The organism is Deferrivibrio sp., from assembly GCF_055117995.1.
The window spans coordinates 63,491-81,877 of the sequence record NZ_JBSQOT010000002.1; the positions used below are offsets into that span (position 1 = coordinate 63,491).

Genomic DNA, 18,387 nt, shown 5'->3' on the forward strand with positions numbered 1-18,387 from the left:
ATAATTTCTACATGCGAACAATACTTTTAGTTTTTGTTATTTCAGCATTCAGCCTGATGTGTTTTGCCGGGGAAATACTTATAAAACAACTCGACTATGCCACAGAGCTTTACATTAAGGAAGACAAAGTAGAAATACTGTCTTCACAACTAAATGATAAAAATGCAACAATCACTTTTAATAAAAATATAGATATTAACGTTGAAAAGCTTTCAGACATTTTTATAAAAAACATGACTTCTGACAAAAATAAACTTTATATTTCACTAAAAATGCCTGCAAGTCTTGACACGGCAAAAGTTTCTGACGGAGTCAAAATTATTTTTTCCAAAAAAATCATTAACAACAATGCCAATGTAAAAAATGTAATAGAAAGTCCCAAGGCAATCACAGGAAAGAAAATTTTAAAAGACCCGCAGGCAGAAAGTGATATTTTGAAAATAAAAAATGCAATTAACAATGAAGATTATCAAAATGCCATATTGCAAATAAATGATTTTTTGTCAAAACACGGAGACGATATTTATGGACAAGAGGCATATTACCTTCTCGGGATAGCTTATATGGGGCTTGGAAAAATATCAGACAAAAATTACGTACAGGCCTCAGCAATATTTGAAGACTTTGCCAAAAGATTCACAAATAGCTATCTTTACATTGACGCATTATGGAATTCTGCTACTGCCAAAGAAAAAGCAGGCCTTTACTATGAAGCGATTTTCGAATACAGGAACATCATAAGCGCAATGCCTGAAACAGATATCGCAAGAAAGGCATACGAAAAAATAGGGTTAATTTATGAAAATATCGGGCAGTTTGATAAGGCAATAGAAAGCTACAAAGAAATGCTCAGCATATTCAAAATTGATAATGTAAAATTTTATGCAAAAATAGGTATGCTTTACAGCCAACTGAAAGATATAAATGCTGCATACGAATACTTTTCAAAGATAATTGATAAAGATATTGAGTACAATGAACTTGGGGAAGATATACTGTTCAGTCTTGCTGAAATTCTTGAAAAAAAAGAATTTTATAACAGGGCAATAGATGTATACGAGAAAATATACAATCTATTCCCCGATGGTAAATTTGCTGACCTTGCAATGTATAATGCTGCAAAAATATTTGAAAAAACCGGCAAAGATAAAATCGCCGACCAATTATACCTTGATACAAAAAACAAATATTACAACAAAAAAGGTGGTCTGCTGGCTGCTTTAAGATACGCCGACAAGTACCTTGATAAAAATATCACGGATTACTGGGTGGAATTTTTAAATTATGTTATCAATACCGATATAGACGTAAACATAAGAGCAGAGGGATATTTGCTTATAATCAGTTCTTACTTCAGAGAAAAAATATTTGACAAAACATTGGAATACATAAAAATATTTGAAACAAATTTCTTTGATTCACCATATCTTCAGCAGGTTTATGAAATAAAACAAAAAATTTACATGGAAAATGCAAAAAATTTCTTTATGCAAAATGACCTGAAAATGGCAAAAGCTGAAATTGACAAACTGCTCACGGAGTTTCCTGATACAAAATTTAAAGATGAAATAGGCAAGATACTTGAATATATAAAATTTACTGAAATCAACTCACTGCTTGAACAAAAAAAGTACCTGGATGCAATAAAATCATCTGAAGAGTATCTTGCCTCAAGAACTTCTTCCACAGATATTAAAAGATGGAAAAAACTCCTTGATAAAGCATATTACGAATACATATTGTCACTTGAAAATTCAGGCAACTTTGATGCTTCAGAGCTTTTTACAAAAGAATATTTTATAAACATACGTGAAGGGGAAAGCAGTAAAAAACTTCAGGATATACTCAACAGAAATCTTGTGCGCAAATTTTCAAAGCTTGCAGAAGACAGAAACTACATTGACATACTCAAATCGTACAATGACAATAAATCCTGGATAAAATATCTCTATCAGGATGCAAAAGAATCAATCTTCAGTTACGTTGCATACGCATATTACTCACTTGGCGAAATAAAAAGGGCAAAAGATATCATAATTCAAATCAAAGATGTAATAAATAATGAAGTTTTTATCATAAAACTCTTACTGAATGAAGACACCTTTAATTATGATATAAACAAATTAAATCAGGAGCAGTTGCAGTTTCTCGCCAAGGAGTTTTACAAAAATGACCCCAAAAGAGGTTTTAATGAACTCAAAAAATACAAGCAGGACTATAAATTATCTGTAATGTTAAGAAATATACTCACGGAAAAAATAACCGATGATGCGATTCTTAAGGATTTTTATACCGAAATTTTTAAGTTCAACATTTCAGAAGACAATGAACTCTCAAGAATATTATTTAAGGCAGGTGTATACTATTTCAACAACAAGAATTATCTTCAAGCCAGAAGCTTTTTTGAAAAATTATTTAACCTGAACAATATAGACAACAAAATAAAAGGGGATGCTGCATTTTACCTTGGTAAGATAGCCTTAAATGAAGGTAACAATGATGAGGCAATTAAATATTTTCAAAATGTGGCAGATAATTTCAAAGAGTCTGAATATTACGATAAAGCAACTGTTGAGTTGAGGGATTTAAATTGGAAAAAGAAACTAAGAAGTCAATAGATATAAAAGAGCTTCAGGAAGCATTTAAGATATTCAGCGAAGCATCATCCTCACTTACTGCAAGCTATGAAGCACTTAAAACAGAAGTTGAGAGGTTAAAGGATGAATTAAAAGAGAAAAACAGGCAGATAAAGGAATATGGAGAGCTTGTAGATACTATTTTAATGAACAGTAGCAGCGGAATACTGACAGTAAGCAATACATATGAAATTCTTCTGAAAAACAAAATTGCCGACAATACCATTAAAAATTTCGGCAAGGATTTTTTAAACAACCTTTACTCCTTCACTGAAAGTGGTATCTATGAGTTTAATATAAAAGAAAACTATTTCAAACTCAGTGTAAGTAAATTTAATATGAACAATATTTTTGGCCTTATCTATATATTTGATGACATCACAACTCTGAAAATTACGGAAATTGAGAAAAGCCGCAACGAAAAGTTGACCCTTATGGGCGAAATGGCAGCAAATATTGCCCATCAAATAAGAAATCCGCTCGGCAGCATCGAACTTTTCACATCAATACTGCAGAGAGATATTTCCGCTGACACCGAAAAAACAAAACTTACCGGCGCTATTTTGAAAGGGGTAAAGACTATCAATAATACCATCTCAAATATTCTTTTATTTACCAAGGATGTAAAAGTGAACAAACAAAAATGTTACATTTCTGACATAATTGATGATGTTGTGTTGTATCTTATGCACCTTATGAAAGATAAAAACATTATTTTTCAAAACAAAATCAATGAAGAAGATACTGCTTATTGCGATGTGGAGCTTATAAAGCAGTGCATTATGAACCTTATACACAATGCAATCGATGCAGTGGATGAAAACGGTAAAATTGTTGTAACATCTTTTTGCAATGAAAAACATTCAGTAATTGAAATCACTGACAACGGTAAAGGGATACCTGAAGAATTTTTAAACAGGCTGTTTATACCATTTCAGACTACAAAAGCAAAAGGGACAGGTCTTGGATTATCAATTGTCTATAAAATCATAAAAGCTCATGGTGGCAACATTATTCCTGAGAGCAAACAAAGAGAATACACCTCTTTCAAAATTATACTGCCAAATAAATAGTGAGGGGATTATGGTTGACAAAAAAAGCATTCTTATAGTGGATGACGATGACAATATGCAAAGTGCGCTTTTTGAGACGGTAAAAAGGATGAATTTTGATGTGGATGTGGCATCGGATGGAAGTGAAGGGTTTGATATGGCAATGAAAAAGCCTTATGATTTGATAATTTCCGATATCCGTATGCCAAAGATTGACGGTCTTAAAATGTACGAAATGCTCAAATCCGCCGGGATAAATACCCCAATATGCTTTATTACTGCCTACGGAACTGTGGACAATGCCGTAAAAGCCTTAAAAGAAGGTGCATTCGATTTTATCATAAAACCATTCCCTATCGAAGCTATTGAAGAGATGATAAAAAGGGTATTTGAAATAAAAGATGCCATAAAAACCCCATCCGATAACCCAACCAACCTTGTCTATAAAAGTAAATTCATGGAAGAAGTATTTAACATTTCAAAAGATATTGCCCCTACTGAGGCAACAGTTCTTATTACAGGGGAATCAGGGACTGGCAAAGAGGTTGTTGCCAGATTTATCCATGAAAACAGTAAAAGAAAAGGGGAATTTGTTGCGATAAATTGCGCAGCTATACCTGAAAGTCTTATTGAAAGTGAGCTTTTTGGTTATGAAAAAGGTGCCTTTACCGGGGCTGTCAGTAAAAAGGCGGGAAAATTTGAGCTTGCTGACGGTGGGACGCTCCTTCTTGATGAAATTGGAGAAGTCCCTTTAAATCTACAGGCAAAACTGCTTCGTGTGCTGCAAGAAAAAGAGATAGAAAGGCTTGGGTCCACCACCAAACAAAAAGTAAACGTAAGAATTATAGCTACAACCAACAGAAACCTGAAAACAGAAGTGGAAAAGGGAAATTTTAGAGAAGATTTATATTACAGACTAAATGTTATAAATATAGAATTGCCCCCTTTGAGAAAGAGAAAAGAAGATATAATCGCTATGACAAGTTTTTTTATAAAAAAATACAGCGAAATAAATTCAAAACCTTTAAAGAAGCTTTCTCAGGAAACAGTAAACCATTTACTAAGTTACGATTGGCCTGGAAATGTCAGGGAATTAGAACATACGATTGAGAGAGCTGTAATACTTTCCAAAGAAAAATACATCACCCCGAGAGATTTATTTTTACACGGCATAACATTCAATGACACACTCTCAAGTGAGCAAAAAATCCAACCGATAGCATATGAAAATAATATTCATGAAGAGCATGATAACATAAAATTAGAAGCCGGTGTCACAATCTCTCAAATGGAGCAAGAGCTTATATTAAAAACCTTAAGAGAAGTTGACGGCAACCGTACCAAAGCTGCAGAGCTGTTAGGGATCACTGTCAGGACTTTGCGCAACAAGCTCAACGAATATAGAGAAAAAGGTATTGATTTGACAGGTATCGATTAAGTGTATTGTAAAAAAAAGGGAAGCCCAAGCTTCCCTTTCAATTTATTTTAAGTTCATCATCTTTTTGAAACTGATTCTTAATCTTTCGATTGCTTTTGAAAGCTCTCCAATTTCATCTTCCCGATGGATTTCGGCAGATACATTTATCTCGCCCGTACTAATCTTATCTGCCTGATCAGTCAGTTTTTTTATAGGCTTAACGACAATTACATTCATCAAATAAACCATAATTACAAGCAAGACTGCCATGGTAATCCCAAAAAATGAAGCATAATAAATACGGTTTTGCTTAATTTGCTGAATGATATCCTCTATCGGTATTGTAATACTTATTCCACCCTCAATGCTGCCAAGCTCATAATTAGGATGACATTTAAGGCAAAATTGTGAAGTAACCATCGGTTTAACATAACGTAGTATTTTTTTATCAAAATCAAACTTATATATCTCAGCATCAGGACTCATTGCTCTAAATTTCATCAATGCCTGGTTTTCAAAAGCATCAGATAAATTTTTAGGATTAAGTGGCTTTGGACTCACAACCCTAAATTTGTAATCTTTATTACCCAAACTTGCATCGGAAAGCTCTGCCAGCACAATAGATGTATTTTTCCTCGCATATCTTCCTTCTTTTACAATATACCTGTCATCTTTTATATCTTTAATCCATATACCGCCATTCTTACCAATCCATGTTTTCAAATAATCTAGCTGTTGATAAATAACCTGTGCTTGTTTCAGCTTTTGATCCATAATTTCTGTTTTTTTCTGCTGATCCATAATAAAATAAAAAGCACCAAAAATAATCAGTAATACAATAAAAATTGCAAAGTTAATCTTGGATTGAATACTTTTAAACATAACAACCTCCGGTTATAATAAAATCTAATCCTTCAATTTTTCAGTTATCTTCCCTTTCATCAAATCAATAAACTTTTTTCTGTCCTCAATCTTATCTATCTCTTTGGAAAGGTTTTCTATAATAGTGTGCATCTGATAAACATTCATCTTCTCTTTCTTTTGAACATTCTTCTCAACTATCAGTGATGCAACAGGCCCTATAAATAAAGATAAGGACTTAATAAGGCAATCATTAAAATCTGAACATTCAAGACTATATTCATCCAGTACATCCCCACCACTTGAACCTGATAGTTCATCTTCATCAACATCAACGGCAGAGAGCTTTTTTAGTTCATTTATCTTTTCAACACATTCCTGCAAATCCATATGACACGAATCTGCCAGCTCATTCAAGTCCTTTTTCCCATCAATCAATATAAAAAGCCTTCTAAGTTTTATATCATTTACCTTGAGCTCATTAAGACCAATTAACTTTCGGGGCACAACATTTGGATTCATTACTTCCTCCATTAAAATAAACTATGCACATTTTAATTTTAACACAATTTTATAAACATGCAATAAAATCAAATAGTTTAATTAAATTTTTTCAAAATCCTGAATATTTCCTTTCAAAGAACCTTTAATCCAAATAACCTGATAACCTTCAATCAAAAAATTTTGATTCAACAAAATTTCCCTGCCCGATACGATATCAATATTTTTATCAGAACAAAAATATTTTCTAAATTTTGATAAATCAATTTTAATTATATCGTCAGACACATTTGTTATACTCAAAATACATTCATCTTCATCATTCAGATATCTGAAAACACAAAACAGTCTGTTGTCTATCTCAAAAATTTTTTGCTTAAAATTTGGACTAAAAGCTTTCTCACTACTTCTAATAGCAATTAGCCTTGTCAACAAATTCAGAATTTTTGATTGAATGGCATCTTTATCATCTAAAATCTCTTTTATCTCTTTATATTTAAAAACTTTTCTATTAATACTCCTTGTTTGTTTCTCTTTTAACACTGCTTCCCCGTCATTTTTTGTGCCGAGAAGCCCATGAATATAGATACCAGGCACCCCCACTAAGCTGAGTGCAATAGCACGAGAGGCAATAAATTTTTTTATCCCCTTATCTTCGACTGTGGAATCACCATTTAATGCACTGTACCAGGTGATATTTAGCTCATATGGAACCTCTTCACCATTTTGGTCTGTCCTGTAGGAGATATATCCACCATTTTCAATAGTTTTCAACACCATGTAGTTTATTTCTCTTTCATCCAAGATACCGCTTACAGGCAAAACCCCTATTCCATCATGAGAATCAAGGAAGTTAAAAAAAGTTGCGTAATCGTTAAGGCTGTCTATAGTAGAAGCCCATTTTGATAAAACAGTAGTATCTTCCCTTAAAAACGCATGCAAAACAAGTGGCGGAAGAGCAAAATTATATACCATCTGAGCTTCATCATACCCATTTCCAAAATATTGTATGTTTTTCTCATGAGGCACATTGGTCTCTGTTACAAGTTTTACATATGGCGCCGTTATATCCAATATATCCCTAAAAAGTTTAATTATTGCATGAGTTTCCTTCAGGTGAGCACACTCTGTCCCCAACTCCTCCCAAAGATAAGTAACAGCATCAAGCCTTATAAGACTTGCCCCCATCCTGACATAAAAAAGTAATATTTGAATCATTTTCGTGAGTACCTTAGGATTCCTAAAGTTTAAATCGATTTGGTCACTGCTAAAAGTTGTCCAAACAAGTTTTGGCCCGTCAATGGTAAGAAATTCAGTAAATAAAGGAGTTGTCCTTGGCCTCACAATAAGCTTCAGATGCTCTTCAGATATCATCTTTGAGGTTGAAATCGTGATAAAAAAGTCTCTAAATTCGGGGTCACCGTTTAAAAATGACTGAAACCATGCACTTTTTGATGAAATATGGTTAAAAACACCATCAAACATGAGTGAGAACTCTTTGCTCAAATTATGTATATCTTCCCAAGTGCCGATTCTGTGGTCAACTTCGGTAAAATTCTTAACAGAAAATCCTCTATCAGAGCTGTAAGGGTAAAAGGGTAAGATATGAACTGAATTAAACACATTTTTAAGATATTTTTTGCAAAAATCAGCTATATGTTTTAGGGGCTTTTTATTCCCCCCTACAATCATATCTCCATATGTTATGAGAACAGTATCACGGGAAGTAAACTTTTCTCTGTTCTCGGGAATAAAATCAAATCCTTTTTTTATGTAAGCATGATGTACCTTTACAAGCCTCTCTATTTCACCATAAATCTTTTTACCTGTATCACTACCATACAGCAAAAAAAGTCTGTTTAATATTTTCCCCTTATATTTTGGCGGGATTAAGAAAAGTTCTTTAGAATAATCAGGCTCATTCAAGTAAACAGGTCTAATAATATCAACCCTCCGTAAAGCTTGCTATCGCCTCATCTACCGTTTTATATAACTTTAAAATCTTATTTAAATGGGTAATTTCAAGTATTTCCAGTACTCTGTCACTCAAAACCACAAGCCTGACATCCCCATTGTTATTTTTACAAATAGATATTTTAGACACAAGCGCACCCAAACCGCTTGAATCGATAAAGTTTGTCTTACTCATGTCAATTACTATCTTAAAAATCCCCTTGGAAACAGTATCTGAAATCATATCTTTCAACTCAGGAGAGTTTGCAGCATCAATCCTCTCCGGTGTTTCAACAACAAAAATTTTTTTATCTTCCAATAATTTTGAAGTAAAGCTCATCAACTTGCCCCCTTGTGCATTGTATATAATTTTACACTTCATTAATTATAGACACATATTAATATTAAAGCTTCATAGATAATATTACCTTGATTTATTTTAAAATTCAATTAATGATTTTTGTTGCCCCGCTAATTATTTTGGAATATAGAAACAGGGCAAAATAATATTCAATTATATTTAGGGAGAATAATGAAATTAATATTTTTACCCCTTCTAAGTGCTATACTGCTCACACTCTCATCACCGGGGTTAGATTTGTGGTGGCTAAGCTTTATCAGTTTTATTCCTGTATTATTTTCTCTTAAAGACAAAAAATATTTTTTTACTAAGACACTGATTTTTTCAACCACATATTATTTTTTCAATCTGTTTTGGATTAATTCCTCCGTTAGCCACTTTGGAGGGGCGCCGCTAATCATAGGGGTTCTTGCGGTATTTGGATTATCCCTATACATGTCTATATATCTTTTGCTCTTTTTTTATCTGAATTTAAAAACAGATAAAATTGTTATTTCAGCTTTAGTGTTTGTAGTAATCGAAATCTTAAGGTCAAAAATTTTTACCGGATTCCCCTGGCTTAACCTCGGGCTAATACCATATAATTCTCAAATCTTTACAAATTTCTACTCAATATTTGGCGAATACGGCGTATCTTTAATAATTATTCTTGTCAATCTATCCCTTTACAAAGTGCTTTCACAAAAAAATACCAAGCAACTTATCCCGACCGGTATCGTTATCTTATTGCTGATTACATCAAATGTAATTAAGCCAGAAATAAAATACAACAAATCATTAAATATATCTATAATACAGCCTGCCTATAAACAGGAAGAGAAGTGGCTACCTGAAAAAAGGGAAGAAATAAAAAATTTGGTAATTTCAATGATAGAGATTGCATCAAAATCAAAATCAGATTTAATCCTTTTACCGGAATCTGTTTTCCCTTTTTTTATTCAAGCTGACAATTTAACTTTTAGCTATATAACAGAATCTTCACTAAAAAAAGATTTGCTGCTCGGAAATATCCGCTATGACCAAAAATTAAATTACTACAATAGTGCTTTCTTTTTCTCAAAAGGTAGCTACCAATATTATGACAAAATGCACCTTGTCCCATTCGGCGAGTATTTCCCGCTTAAAATAATCACAGCCCCTATCAGCAGATACTTTTTTGGGGATGCAAAAGATTTTTCAAGGGGAAAAGTGCACAAGGTATTTAACTCAAACAATATCAATATACTCCCTCTGATATGCTATGAAAGTGCTTTTTACGATATAATATTTAATGCTTTTAAAGATAAATCACCTGACATGCTTGTAATACTTTCAAATGACAGTTGGTTTGGGGAAACATTAGGCAGGACTCAACATTTTGCCATTGATATCGTGAGGGCTAAAGAGTTTATGAGACCGGTGATAAGAGTAACCCAATCGGGCATATCAGCATATATCAACGAAAAAGGTGAAATAATAAATAAAATTGGCAACAATAAACAAGACATAATAGAAGCTAATGTCAACATTGATAGCAATAAGAGAAGCCTTTTTTCAAAATACGGATACCTCTGGCTTGGTATTTATGCTTTAATTTCTCTTATTTTCAGTGTGAAAAGGGAAAGATATTAAAAACATATAAGAAACCTATTGATTTGAAAAAGAAAAAGATATAATAATGTGAAACCCAAATTTGGAGGTTGATATGTTTGGACTTGGAACACAAGAAATTTTAATAATATTAGTAATAGCACTTGTTATTTTTGGTGCAGGAAAACTCCCTCAGATTGGAGAAGGGATGGGGAAAGCCATTAAAAACTTTAAAAAGGCGGCTAAAGAAACCGAAGATGCTATAGACATCACTCCTGAATCTGACAAAAAAACTGCAGAGAAAAAGGAAGCCGACAATAACAAAGAAGCGTAAGTTTTCAGTTGCAATAGACATTGGTGCTGGCACACAGGATATTCTAATATACTGTGATGGCCAGCGGCCAGAAAATTTTATCAAATTAGTCTATCCATCCCCTACCAAAATATTCGCTGATAAAATAGAAAATTATAGCAGAGATATTTTTATTGGTGGCAGTTTGATTGGAGGAGGCCCGATAGTCTCTGCACTCAAAAATCATCTTAAAAAAGGGTTTTCCGTGTTTGTAGAAAAAAAGGCGGCAAAAACCATTAGGGATGACCTAAGCGAAGTAGCTGACTTGGGCTTTAATTTGGTTGAAGCTGTTGAAAATCCGGATATATTTTTATCAGAAATAGATTTTAACCTTATAGATACTCTTTTGAAAATATACGACAATTATGATTTAGAGTATAATGTTGCCGTACAGGACCATGGATATATTCAGGGGCAGTCTGACAGAGTCACAAGAATGAACTTCTTGGAAGATTTCTTGAAAGACGGTCTTAAAAACGCATTTTTCCCTTCAAATCACGAAATACCAAATACTTTTTCAAGGTTTAATAGTATTTACAATGAGCTGGTTAAGAAAGGGATAGAAAATTTTAGCATCACAGATACGGCAATTATCGCAGCACTCGGCGCCGTTTACAATAATGAAAAATGGCCTGCAGTGACAGTTGATATTGGAAACGGACATACATTTGCCTGTTTGGTAGACAAAGATTATAAGGTTTTAGGTTTTTTTGAACATCATACAAAAATGTTAACCCCCGAAAAGTTTAAATATTTTATTGATAAGCTCATTGAAGGAAGCATTACTAACAAAGAAGTATATGATGACAAAGGGCATGGTGCAAAAATATTCAAACCTTATTCATACAAAAATCTTCCTATTTTAGTTACCGGCCCCCAAAGAAGGAGTTTGGTAAATGAAGGTGGAAACATCGTATTTGCATCCCCTCTCGGTGATATGATGATTACCGGGCCTGTTGGAATATTCATGCAACAGAATTTGTTATGAACAAAGTAGTAATCGGAAAATATATTCATAGAAACTCTTTTATCCACAGACTAAACCCTATTACAAAATTTTTATCTACAATTGTATTTCTAATTTTTATAGGGCTTAAATTTGACCTACTAAGCTTTATATTTTATACGATAATAGCTGTCGCAATAACCTTACTTTCAAGAATAAAGCCAATGGAAATACTTACACTGCTAAAACCTTTCAGATACCTTTTGATATTTACTTTCGCTATTCAGCTTTTTTATGACAATAATAACGGTTTAAACTATATAGCTGCATTTTTATACACTTGTAAATTTTCCCTTATGATTATAATATCTTCCCTTTTTACAATAACCACAAAACCAATTGATATAGTTAAGATAGTATATATAATTCTTAAGCCGTTTAAAGTTTTTGGGGTAAATCCAACAGAAATGGCCACATCATGTATAATTGCAATAAGATTCATCCCACTTATCTTTGAAGAGGCAGATAAAATAATAACTGCTCAAAAACTAAGAGGGATAATCCCTAAAAAGGGTTTAAGACTATTATTCTCCCTTCATACATTTTTAATACCTCTTTTCAATAGGGTTTTTTATTATGCTGAGCAGATATCGATTACATTAAATTACAGAACAAATTGGGAGCATATATTGACCATTGATAAAATGAGAAAATTAGATATTCTCTTAATCACTTCGATAATAGCAGGATGTTATGGAATCAGTATACTATAACAAAAAGTGTATAGTAGAATATGACGGCACTAATTTTCACGGATGGCAAATCCAAAAAGATTTAAGGACCGTCCAAGGTGAAATAGAGGAAAAGCTCACAAAAATATTCAAAAAAAGGGTATGTATAATCGGCTCAGGAAGGACTGATACCGGAGTTCATGCATTAGGGCAGGTTTTTAATTTCAGGGCTGAAAAATACATCAACAATGACTCTCTTAGATTGGGGCTTAACAGTCTTTTAAGTAATGACATTACAATACTTAGCTGTGAAGATGTGGAACATAACTTTCATGCTCAAAAAAGTGCCAAATCAAAAACATACGTTTATAAAATACTCACAAGGGAAAATAGGTCATCTTTATTGAGAAACAGAGTGTGGTGGTTTAGGAGAAAAATTGATATTAAAAAATTAAAAGGTTATTTGGATTATTTTGTAGGGGAGCACGACTTCTCAAGTATGTGCACTAAAAAAAGTATCAAAGACAACAATATTCGCACAATAAACTTCATCAACATAAACATGGAAAACGAAATTATAAACCTTGAAATCAACGCAAACGGTTTTTTGCATAACATGGTAAGAAATATTGTCGGTACAACAATATTTCTGTACAAAAAAGATGCACCATTTAGCGAAGTAAAATATATTTTGGAAAAAAAAGATAGGGAGTTTGCAGGACCTACTGCTCCCCCGCAAGGTTTGTACTTAAAAGAAGTTTTTTACTGACTTTAACCCTCTGATAGCCTTATTGTTGTCATAACCTCATACACCATATATCTTTCATACCATCTTGAAAACTCTTCATCCGCCCATCTTAAATCTTCCTCAAGGATACTCTCTTTCAACAAATCATATTCCTCTTCATATTCTTTTAACTTTTCTCTGTAAGATAATGGCAGATGCTCAAACATATCTCTAAATCTTGTTATCTCTTTTTTCAAAAAAAGATATCTTTCTCTCATACTATCCTCCAATTTAGAAAAATTCTAATATAAATACCTTATTTAATCAAGACAAAAAATATCCTATTTTAGCCCTTTTAACAGAAAGCTCAGATACACTACCTTAAATAATGTTGAATTTTAAATTATTTAGTGTTATTTTCGGGTATGAAAAATATTTTAATCCTTGGACTTGGCAATCTGCTTATGGATGACGACAGCGCCGGTGTCGTTATCACTCAAGAGCTTAAAAATGAAATTCTGGAAGATGAGCAATTAAAAATTGTCGAAGGTGGAACTCTAGGGCTTGACCTCCTAAACTATATTGCATGGGCAGATAAGTTGATAATTGTAGATGCAATAGATATGGGATTTGAGCCTGGAACAGTTATCCGTGCAGAAGGTCAAGATATCGACCCAATATTTGAAAGTAAGCTTTCCCCCCACCAGATGGGGCTGAAAGATATACTTTTAGCAGCTGAGCTCATCGGTGACAGACCCGAAGAAATAGTACTTTTTGGAATTCAGGTAGAAAGTATTCAAATGAATATGACACTATCTGAAAAGGTAAAGAAAAACATGCAAAAACTTAAAAGTAAAGTCATTGAAGAACTTAATATAAGTAAAAACTTTTCAAGAGGTTAATATGATAAAATTCACAAAAATGAGTGGCTCGGGGAACGATTTTATCCTTATAGATAACAGGGATAAAAAGATTGATTACAATAAGAACTTTATTGAGAAGGTATGCAAAAGATCACTTTCAGTGGGGGCAGACGGGATAATCTTTATAGAAAAGTCAACAGTGTCAGATTTTAAATGGGCTTTTTTCAATTCTGACGGATCAGAAGCGGAAATGTGTGGTAACGGCTCAAGATGTGCTGCCAGATTTGCCTACCTTAATAATATAGCAGGTAAACAGATGAAATTTGAGACTCTCGCAGGCATAATAGAAGCTGAAATAAAAGAAGGGGTTAATGTTAAGGTACAACTTACGCAACCTTTTGATGAAAAATTAAATTTTAATGTGGATGATTATAAGTTATCTTACATAAATACAGGTGTCCCACACGCTGTCATTGAAACTGATAATACCGAAAGTGTTGATATTGTAAAATCAGGTGCTTTTTTGCGTTATCACAATCATTTTGCACCTGCAGGGACAAATGTGGATTTTTATGAAGTAGTCAATGACAACACTGTAAAAATGAGAACATATGAAAGGGGTGTTGAAGCTGAAACGCTTGCCTGTGGCACGGGTGCCGCAGCCGTTTCAATAATTGCTTCTAAAAATAATAAGTTAAAATCTCCTATAACTGTAATCACAAGAAGTGGACTGAAGCTAAAAATTTATCTTGAAAATGAAAAAGTATACCTTGAGGGTGAAGCAAGAGTTATTTATACAGGTGAATTAGACAGGGAAGCTTTTGAATACTAATAGATGGAGGATGTTATGTTTAAGGGAAGTATTGTAGCAATTGTAACACCGATGAAAAATAACAAAGTTGACGAGGAAGCTTTAAGGCGTTTGGTGGAATTTCAAATTGAAAATGGGACTGACGGCATTGTTCCTTGCGGGACCACAGGTGAATCAGCAACACTTACCTATGAAGAGCATTGCCAAGTAATCGATATAGTAATCGATCAAGTCAAAAAAAGAGTACCCGTAATTGCCGGGACAGGTTCAAACAGCACGCATGAAACAATATTCTTAACTGAACATGCTAAAAAAGCAGGAGCTGACGCAGCTTTGGTAATAACTCCTTATTATAATAAACCGACCCAAGAAGGTCTTTATCAGCACTTTAAGGCTGTGGCCGAAGCTGTCGATATACCGATAATTTTATACAATGTCCCCGGAAGGACAGCTTGCAATATGTTGCCTGAAACTGTCATTAGACTTTCAAAGATAAAAAATATCGTGGGCATAAAAGAGGCAAGCGGCTCACTTGACCAGGCCACAGAAATTATTCTTAATACCGACGATGAATTTGCACTTTTAAGCGGGGAAGACTCTTTATCTTATCCACTATACTGTATCGGAGCAAAAGGGGTAATCTCAGTTGCCACCAATATAGTCCCTGACCTTATGGCAAAAATGTGCGACTCATTTGAAGCCGGTGACTATAAAACTGCCCTTGAAACACACTTAAAGCTCTTCCCTCTTTTTAAAGCAATCTTTTTTGAAACAAATCCTATACCTGTCAAAAAGGCAGTATACTTAATGGGGCTTATTGAGGATGAAATTAGATTACCTCTAGTAAAAATGACCAAAGCAAATGAGGACAAACTTAGAAAAGTATTAATAGACCTTGGAATAAATTTAAAGAATTGAGGGATAATGTATGGTTAATATAGGCGTAATCGGTGCAGCAGGAAGAATGGGGAGAAGAATAATAGCCCTTAGCAGTGAAGATGCTAATGCCAACGTCACTGCTGCCTACGAATATTCAGAGTCCGAGTTTTTGGGACAAGATTCAGGGATTTTGGCAGGGATAGGCGAAACAGGTATAAAAATTGAGTCCGACATAGAAAATGCAAAAAATAAGTGTGATGTCCTAATAGACTTCACAGGTGCCAAACCGACAATGAATAACCTTGAAAAATACAGGGTAGCAAATATACCGCTTGTAATCGGCAGCACTGGTTTTGAGCCGGATGAAATTGAAAAAATTAAAGAGCTTTCAAGGGATATTCCTGTTGTATTTGCCCCAAATATGAGCCTTGGGGTCAATCTTACACTAAAAGTCCTTGAAATGGTGTCAAAAGCCATTGGAAATATTTATGATATTGAAATCATAGAATCTCATCACAGGCTTAAAAAAGATGCTCCCAGTGGAACTGCAATGAAAATGGCTGAAGTAATAGCAAATGCCCTTAACAGGGATTTGGAAAAAGACGCCGTATATTGCAGAAGAGGTCTTATTGGGGAGAGAACTGACAAGGAGATCGGTATACAAACTATAAGAGCAGGCGATATTGTAGGTGAACATACGGTTATGTTTTGTGGCCAGGGGGAAAGGATAGAAATTACCCACAAGGCTCATACAAGGGATACATTTGCAAAAGGTGCAATTTCAGCTGCAAAGTGGTTAAAAAATCAAAAAGCTGGACTTTACAGCATGTTTGACGTACTTGGTTTGTAAAAGAAGGCGACCAAATGGTCGCCTTCTTTTATTCAAACTTAGAAATATCTCTAACCGCACCCCTTGCGGCGCTGGTTGTAAATATTGAATAAGCTTTTAGTGCAGCAGAAATTTTTCTATCTCTGTCTACTGGTTTAAAGCCTCTCTTTTCGATTTCTTTTCTTCTTCTTGAAAGTTCATCGTCTGTAATATCTATCTCAATCTTTCTGTTTGGGATATCTATTTTAATTATATCCCCTTCATTTACGAGCGCTATATTTCCACCCTCAGCAGCCTCTGGAGAAACATGACCTATCGACAGTCCTGATGTCCCACCTGAAAACCTACCATCGGTAATTAACGCACAAACCTTGCCAAGCCCTTTTGATTTAAGATAGCTTGTGGGGTAAAGCATCTCCTGCATTCCTGGCCCACCTTTTGGCCCCTCATATCTTATTATCACCACATCGCCAGGCACTATTTTATCAGATAAAATGGCATTTACCGCATCTTCCTGACTTTCAAACACTCTTGCTTTGCCTGTAAATTTCAAAATACTTTCGTCCACACCGGCAGTTTTTACAATACACCCATCATAAGCCAGATTTCCATAAAGCACGGCAAGCCCCCCATCCTGACTGTACGCATTTTTCTTATCCCTTATACACCCCTTTTCTCGGTCGGTGTCAAGCTCCCAATATTTATCCTGTGAAAATGGCTCAAGGGTCGGCACATTTCCCGGTGCTGCAGAATAAAACTTAAGGGCATCAGCATCTTTATTTACAATATCCCATTTTTTAATGGCATCTTTTAGTGAATCTGTATGAACAGTCTTTACATCTGTGTGTATCAGGCCTGCCCTGTCAAGCTCACCCAAAATCCCCATTATTCCACCTGCTCTGTGAACATCTTCAATATGGTATTTGTCAGTAGAAGGGGCAACCTTGCAAAGATGAGGGACTTTTCTTGACAATCTGTCAATATCAGCCATTGTAAAATCAACACCTGCTTCATAAGCTATTGCAAGAAGATGAAGCACAGTATTTGTTGACCCACCCATTGCAATATCAAGGGTCATTGCATTTTCAAAGGCTTTAAAATTTGCGATAGACCTTGGCAACACCGACTCATCATTATTCTCATAATAAGCCTTTGTAAGCTCTACAATTCTCTTGCCAGCACTTACAAAAAGCTCTTTTCTTAATTTATGTGTGGCAACCAAAGTGCCGTTTCCAGGAAAAGCAAGACCCAATGCTTCTGCAAGGCAATTCATGGAATTTGCAGTAAACATTCCGGAACAAGAGCCACATGTTGGGCAGGCTGAGCGTTCCATAATGACTGTCTCTTCATCCGTCACTTCATCACTTACAGCAGCTACCATAGCATCCACAAGATCCATTTTTTTGGGCTTGCCCCTTAATTCTGCCTTGCCAGCCTCCATAGGTCCACCTGAAACAAATATGGCAGGGATGTTTAATCTCATGGCGGCCATCATCATCCCAGGGGTAATCTTGTCACAATTTGATATACACACCATAGCATCCACACAATGGGCATTGAGCATGTATTCTACAGAATCTGCAATCAACTCCCTTGACGGAAGACTGTACAACATCCCATTATGTCCCATTGCAATCCCATCATCAATAGCTATGGTATTCATCTCTTTGGGCACTCCACCAGCCTCACGGATTGCTTCGGCAACGATATCACCTATATTCTTCAAATGTACATGACCTGGAACAAACTGGGTATATGAATTAACTATTGCTATAATCGGTCTGTCAAATTCATTTTCCTTAGTACCGGTAGCACGCCAGAGGGCTCTTGCTCCGGCCATATTCCTTCCTTGAGTTGAGGTAAAAGATCTGTATCTTGGCATAACTCCTCCGTTATTTT

General features: G+C 34.6%; 19 protein-coding genes. 12 read left to right on the forward strand and 7 right to left on the reverse strand.

What is annotated here, in order from left to right; genetic code table 11:
* The first annotated feature begins 11 nt into the window (after positions 1 to 11).
* The 3 genes from ACTCAF_RS01175 to ACTCAF_RS01185 are packed head-to-tail and all read left to right on the forward strand — an operon-like array spanning position 12 to position 5,126.
* Entirely contained in the window at positions 12 to 2,618 is a 2,607-nt protein-coding gene (locus ACTCAF_RS01175) for a tetratricopeptide repeat protein (protein WP_463061473.1), read from the forward strand.
* Positions 2,591 to 3,709, forward strand: a complete 1,119-nt coding sequence (locus ACTCAF_RS01180; RefSeq protein WP_463061474.1) for an ATP-binding protein — start codon at positions 2,591 to 2,593, stop codon at positions 3,707 to 3,709. The genes ACTCAF_RS01175 and ACTCAF_RS01180 overlap by 28 nt, the downstream gene beginning before the upstream one ends.
* A 10-nt stretch (positions 3,710 to 3,719) precedes the next feature.
* Positions 3,720 to 5,126: a sigma-54-dependent transcriptional regulator gene (locus tag ACTCAF_RS01185; protein ID WP_463061475.1), complete on the forward strand. Its 1,407-nt coding sequence runs from the start codon at positions 3,720 to 3,722 to the stop codon at positions 5,124 to 5,126.
* Between the two features lie 42 nt (positions 5,127 to 5,168).
* Here the strand turns inward: ACTCAF_RS01185 and ACTCAF_RS01190 are convergent, their stop codons facing one another.
* From ACTCAF_RS01190 to ACTCAF_RS01210, 5 genes are all read right to left on the reverse strand, one after another.
* Complete coding sequence (locus ACTCAF_RS01190) at positions 5,169 to 5,987, reverse strand: c-type heme family protein (RefSeq protein ID WP_463061476.1); 819 nt, start codon at positions 5,985 to 5,987, stop codon at positions 5,169 to 5,171.
* A gap of 24 nt (positions 5,988 to 6,011) precedes the next feature.
* A complete protein-coding gene (locus ACTCAF_RS01195) occupies positions 6,012 to 6,488 on the reverse strand; it encodes a hypothetical protein (protein ID WP_463061477.1) in 477 nt (158 codons plus the stop codon).
* Positions 6,489 to 6,569: 81 nt separating this feature from the next.
* Entirely contained in the window at positions 6,570 to 8,393 is a 1,824-nt protein-coding gene (locus ACTCAF_RS01200) for a sugar phosphorylase (protein WP_463061478.1), read from the reverse strand.
* 19 nt (positions 8,394 to 8,412) lie between these two features.
* Positions 8,413 to 8,760: an STAS domain-containing protein gene (locus tag ACTCAF_RS01205; RefSeq protein ID WP_242819459.1), complete on the reverse strand. Its 348-nt coding sequence runs from the start codon at positions 8,758 to 8,760 to the stop codon at positions 8,413 to 8,415.
* A 170-nt stretch (positions 8,761 to 8,930) separates the two neighbouring features.
* Positions 8,931 to 9,074, reverse strand: coding sequence for a hypothetical protein (locus ACTCAF_RS01210; protein WP_463061525.1), 144 nt, complete (start codon positions 9,072 to 9,074; stop codon positions 8,931 to 8,933).
* Here ACTCAF_RS01210 and lnt point away from each other — a divergent pair.
* The 5 genes from lnt (at position 9,019) to truA (ending at position 13,148) form a co-directional block, all read left to right on the forward strand.
* Positions 9,019 to 10,392 carry an apolipoprotein N-acyltransferase gene (lnt, locus tag ACTCAF_RS01215; RefSeq protein ID WP_463061523.1) on the forward strand — a complete coding sequence of 458 codons (1,374 nt, stop codon included), beginning with the start codon at positions 9,019 to 9,021 and terminating at the stop codon, positions 10,390 to 10,392. The two genes, ACTCAF_RS01210 and lnt, sit on opposite strands and share 56 nt — an antisense overlap.
* A gap of 73 nt (positions 10,393 to 10,465) precedes the next feature.
* A complete protein-coding gene (locus ACTCAF_RS01220; protein ID WP_242819461.1) occupies positions 10,466 to 10,684 on the forward strand; it encodes a twin-arginine translocase TatA/TatE family subunit in 219 nt (72 codons plus the stop codon).
* 163 nt (positions 10,685 to 10,847) lie between these two features.
* Positions 10,848 to 11,690, forward strand: a complete 843-nt coding sequence (locus ACTCAF_RS01225; RefSeq protein WP_463061479.1) for a DUF1786 family protein — start codon at positions 10,848 to 10,850, stop codon at positions 11,688 to 11,690.
* Positions 11,687 to 12,421 (forward strand): energy-coupling factor transporter transmembrane component T family protein, encoded by a 735-nt coding sequence (locus tag ACTCAF_RS01230; protein ID WP_242819463.1) that lies wholly within the window; start codon positions 11,687 to 11,689, stop codon positions 12,419 to 12,421. The genes ACTCAF_RS01225 and ACTCAF_RS01230 overlap by 4 nt, the downstream gene beginning before the upstream one ends.
* The gene (truA, locus tag ACTCAF_RS01235; RefSeq protein WP_242819464.1) at positions 12,402 to 13,148 is read left to right on the forward strand and encodes a tRNA pseudouridine(38-40) synthase TruA; all 747 of its coding nucleotides are present in this window, start codon (positions 12,402 to 12,404) and stop codon (positions 13,146 to 13,148) included. The genes ACTCAF_RS01230 and truA overlap by 20 nt, the downstream gene beginning before the upstream one ends.
* Positions 13,149 to 13,150: 2 nt before the next feature.
* On the opposite strand, the gene ACTCAF_RS01240 is transcribed toward truA, so the two are convergent.
* Entirely contained in the window at positions 13,151 to 13,384 is a 234-nt protein-coding gene (locus ACTCAF_RS01240; protein WP_242819465.1) for a hypothetical protein, read from the reverse strand.
* A 147-nt stretch (positions 13,385 to 13,531) separates the two neighbouring features.
* On the opposite strand from ACTCAF_RS01240, the gene ACTCAF_RS01245 reads away from it, so the two are divergent.
* The 4 genes from ACTCAF_RS01245 to dapB are packed head-to-tail and all read left to right on the forward strand — an operon-like array spanning position 13,532 to position 16,509.
* A complete protein-coding gene (locus tag ACTCAF_RS01245; protein WP_463061480.1) occupies positions 13,532 to 14,008 on the forward strand; it encodes a hydrogenase maturation protease in 477 nt (158 codons plus the stop codon).
* Position 14,009: 1 nt separating this feature from the next.
* Positions 14,010 to 14,801, forward strand: a complete 792-nt coding sequence (gene dapF / locus ACTCAF_RS01250; protein ID WP_463061481.1) for a diaminopimelate epimerase — start codon at positions 14,010 to 14,012, stop codon at positions 14,799 to 14,801.
* Between the two features lie 15 nt (positions 14,802 to 14,816).
* The gene (gene dapA / locus ACTCAF_RS01255) at positions 14,817 to 15,698 is read left to right on the forward strand and encodes a 4-hydroxy-tetrahydrodipicolinate synthase (protein WP_463061482.1); all 882 of its coding nucleotides are present in this window, start codon (positions 14,817 to 14,819) and stop codon (positions 15,696 to 15,698) included.
* A 10-nt stretch (positions 15,699 to 15,708) separates the two neighbouring features.
* Positions 15,709 to 16,509, forward strand: coding sequence for a 4-hydroxy-tetrahydrodipicolinate reductase (dapB, locus tag ACTCAF_RS01260; RefSeq protein ID WP_463061483.1), 801 nt, complete (start codon positions 15,709 to 15,711; stop codon positions 16,507 to 16,509).
* Positions 16,510 to 16,537: 28 nt separating this feature from the next.
* Here dapB and ilvD read toward each other — a convergent pair whose 3' ends face one another.
* A complete protein-coding gene (gene ilvD, locus ACTCAF_RS01265) occupies positions 16,538 to 18,370 on the reverse strand; it encodes a dihydroxy-acid dehydratase (RefSeq protein ID WP_463061484.1) in 1,833 nt (610 codons plus the stop codon).
* Positions 18,371 to 18,387 lie beyond the last annotated feature (17 nt).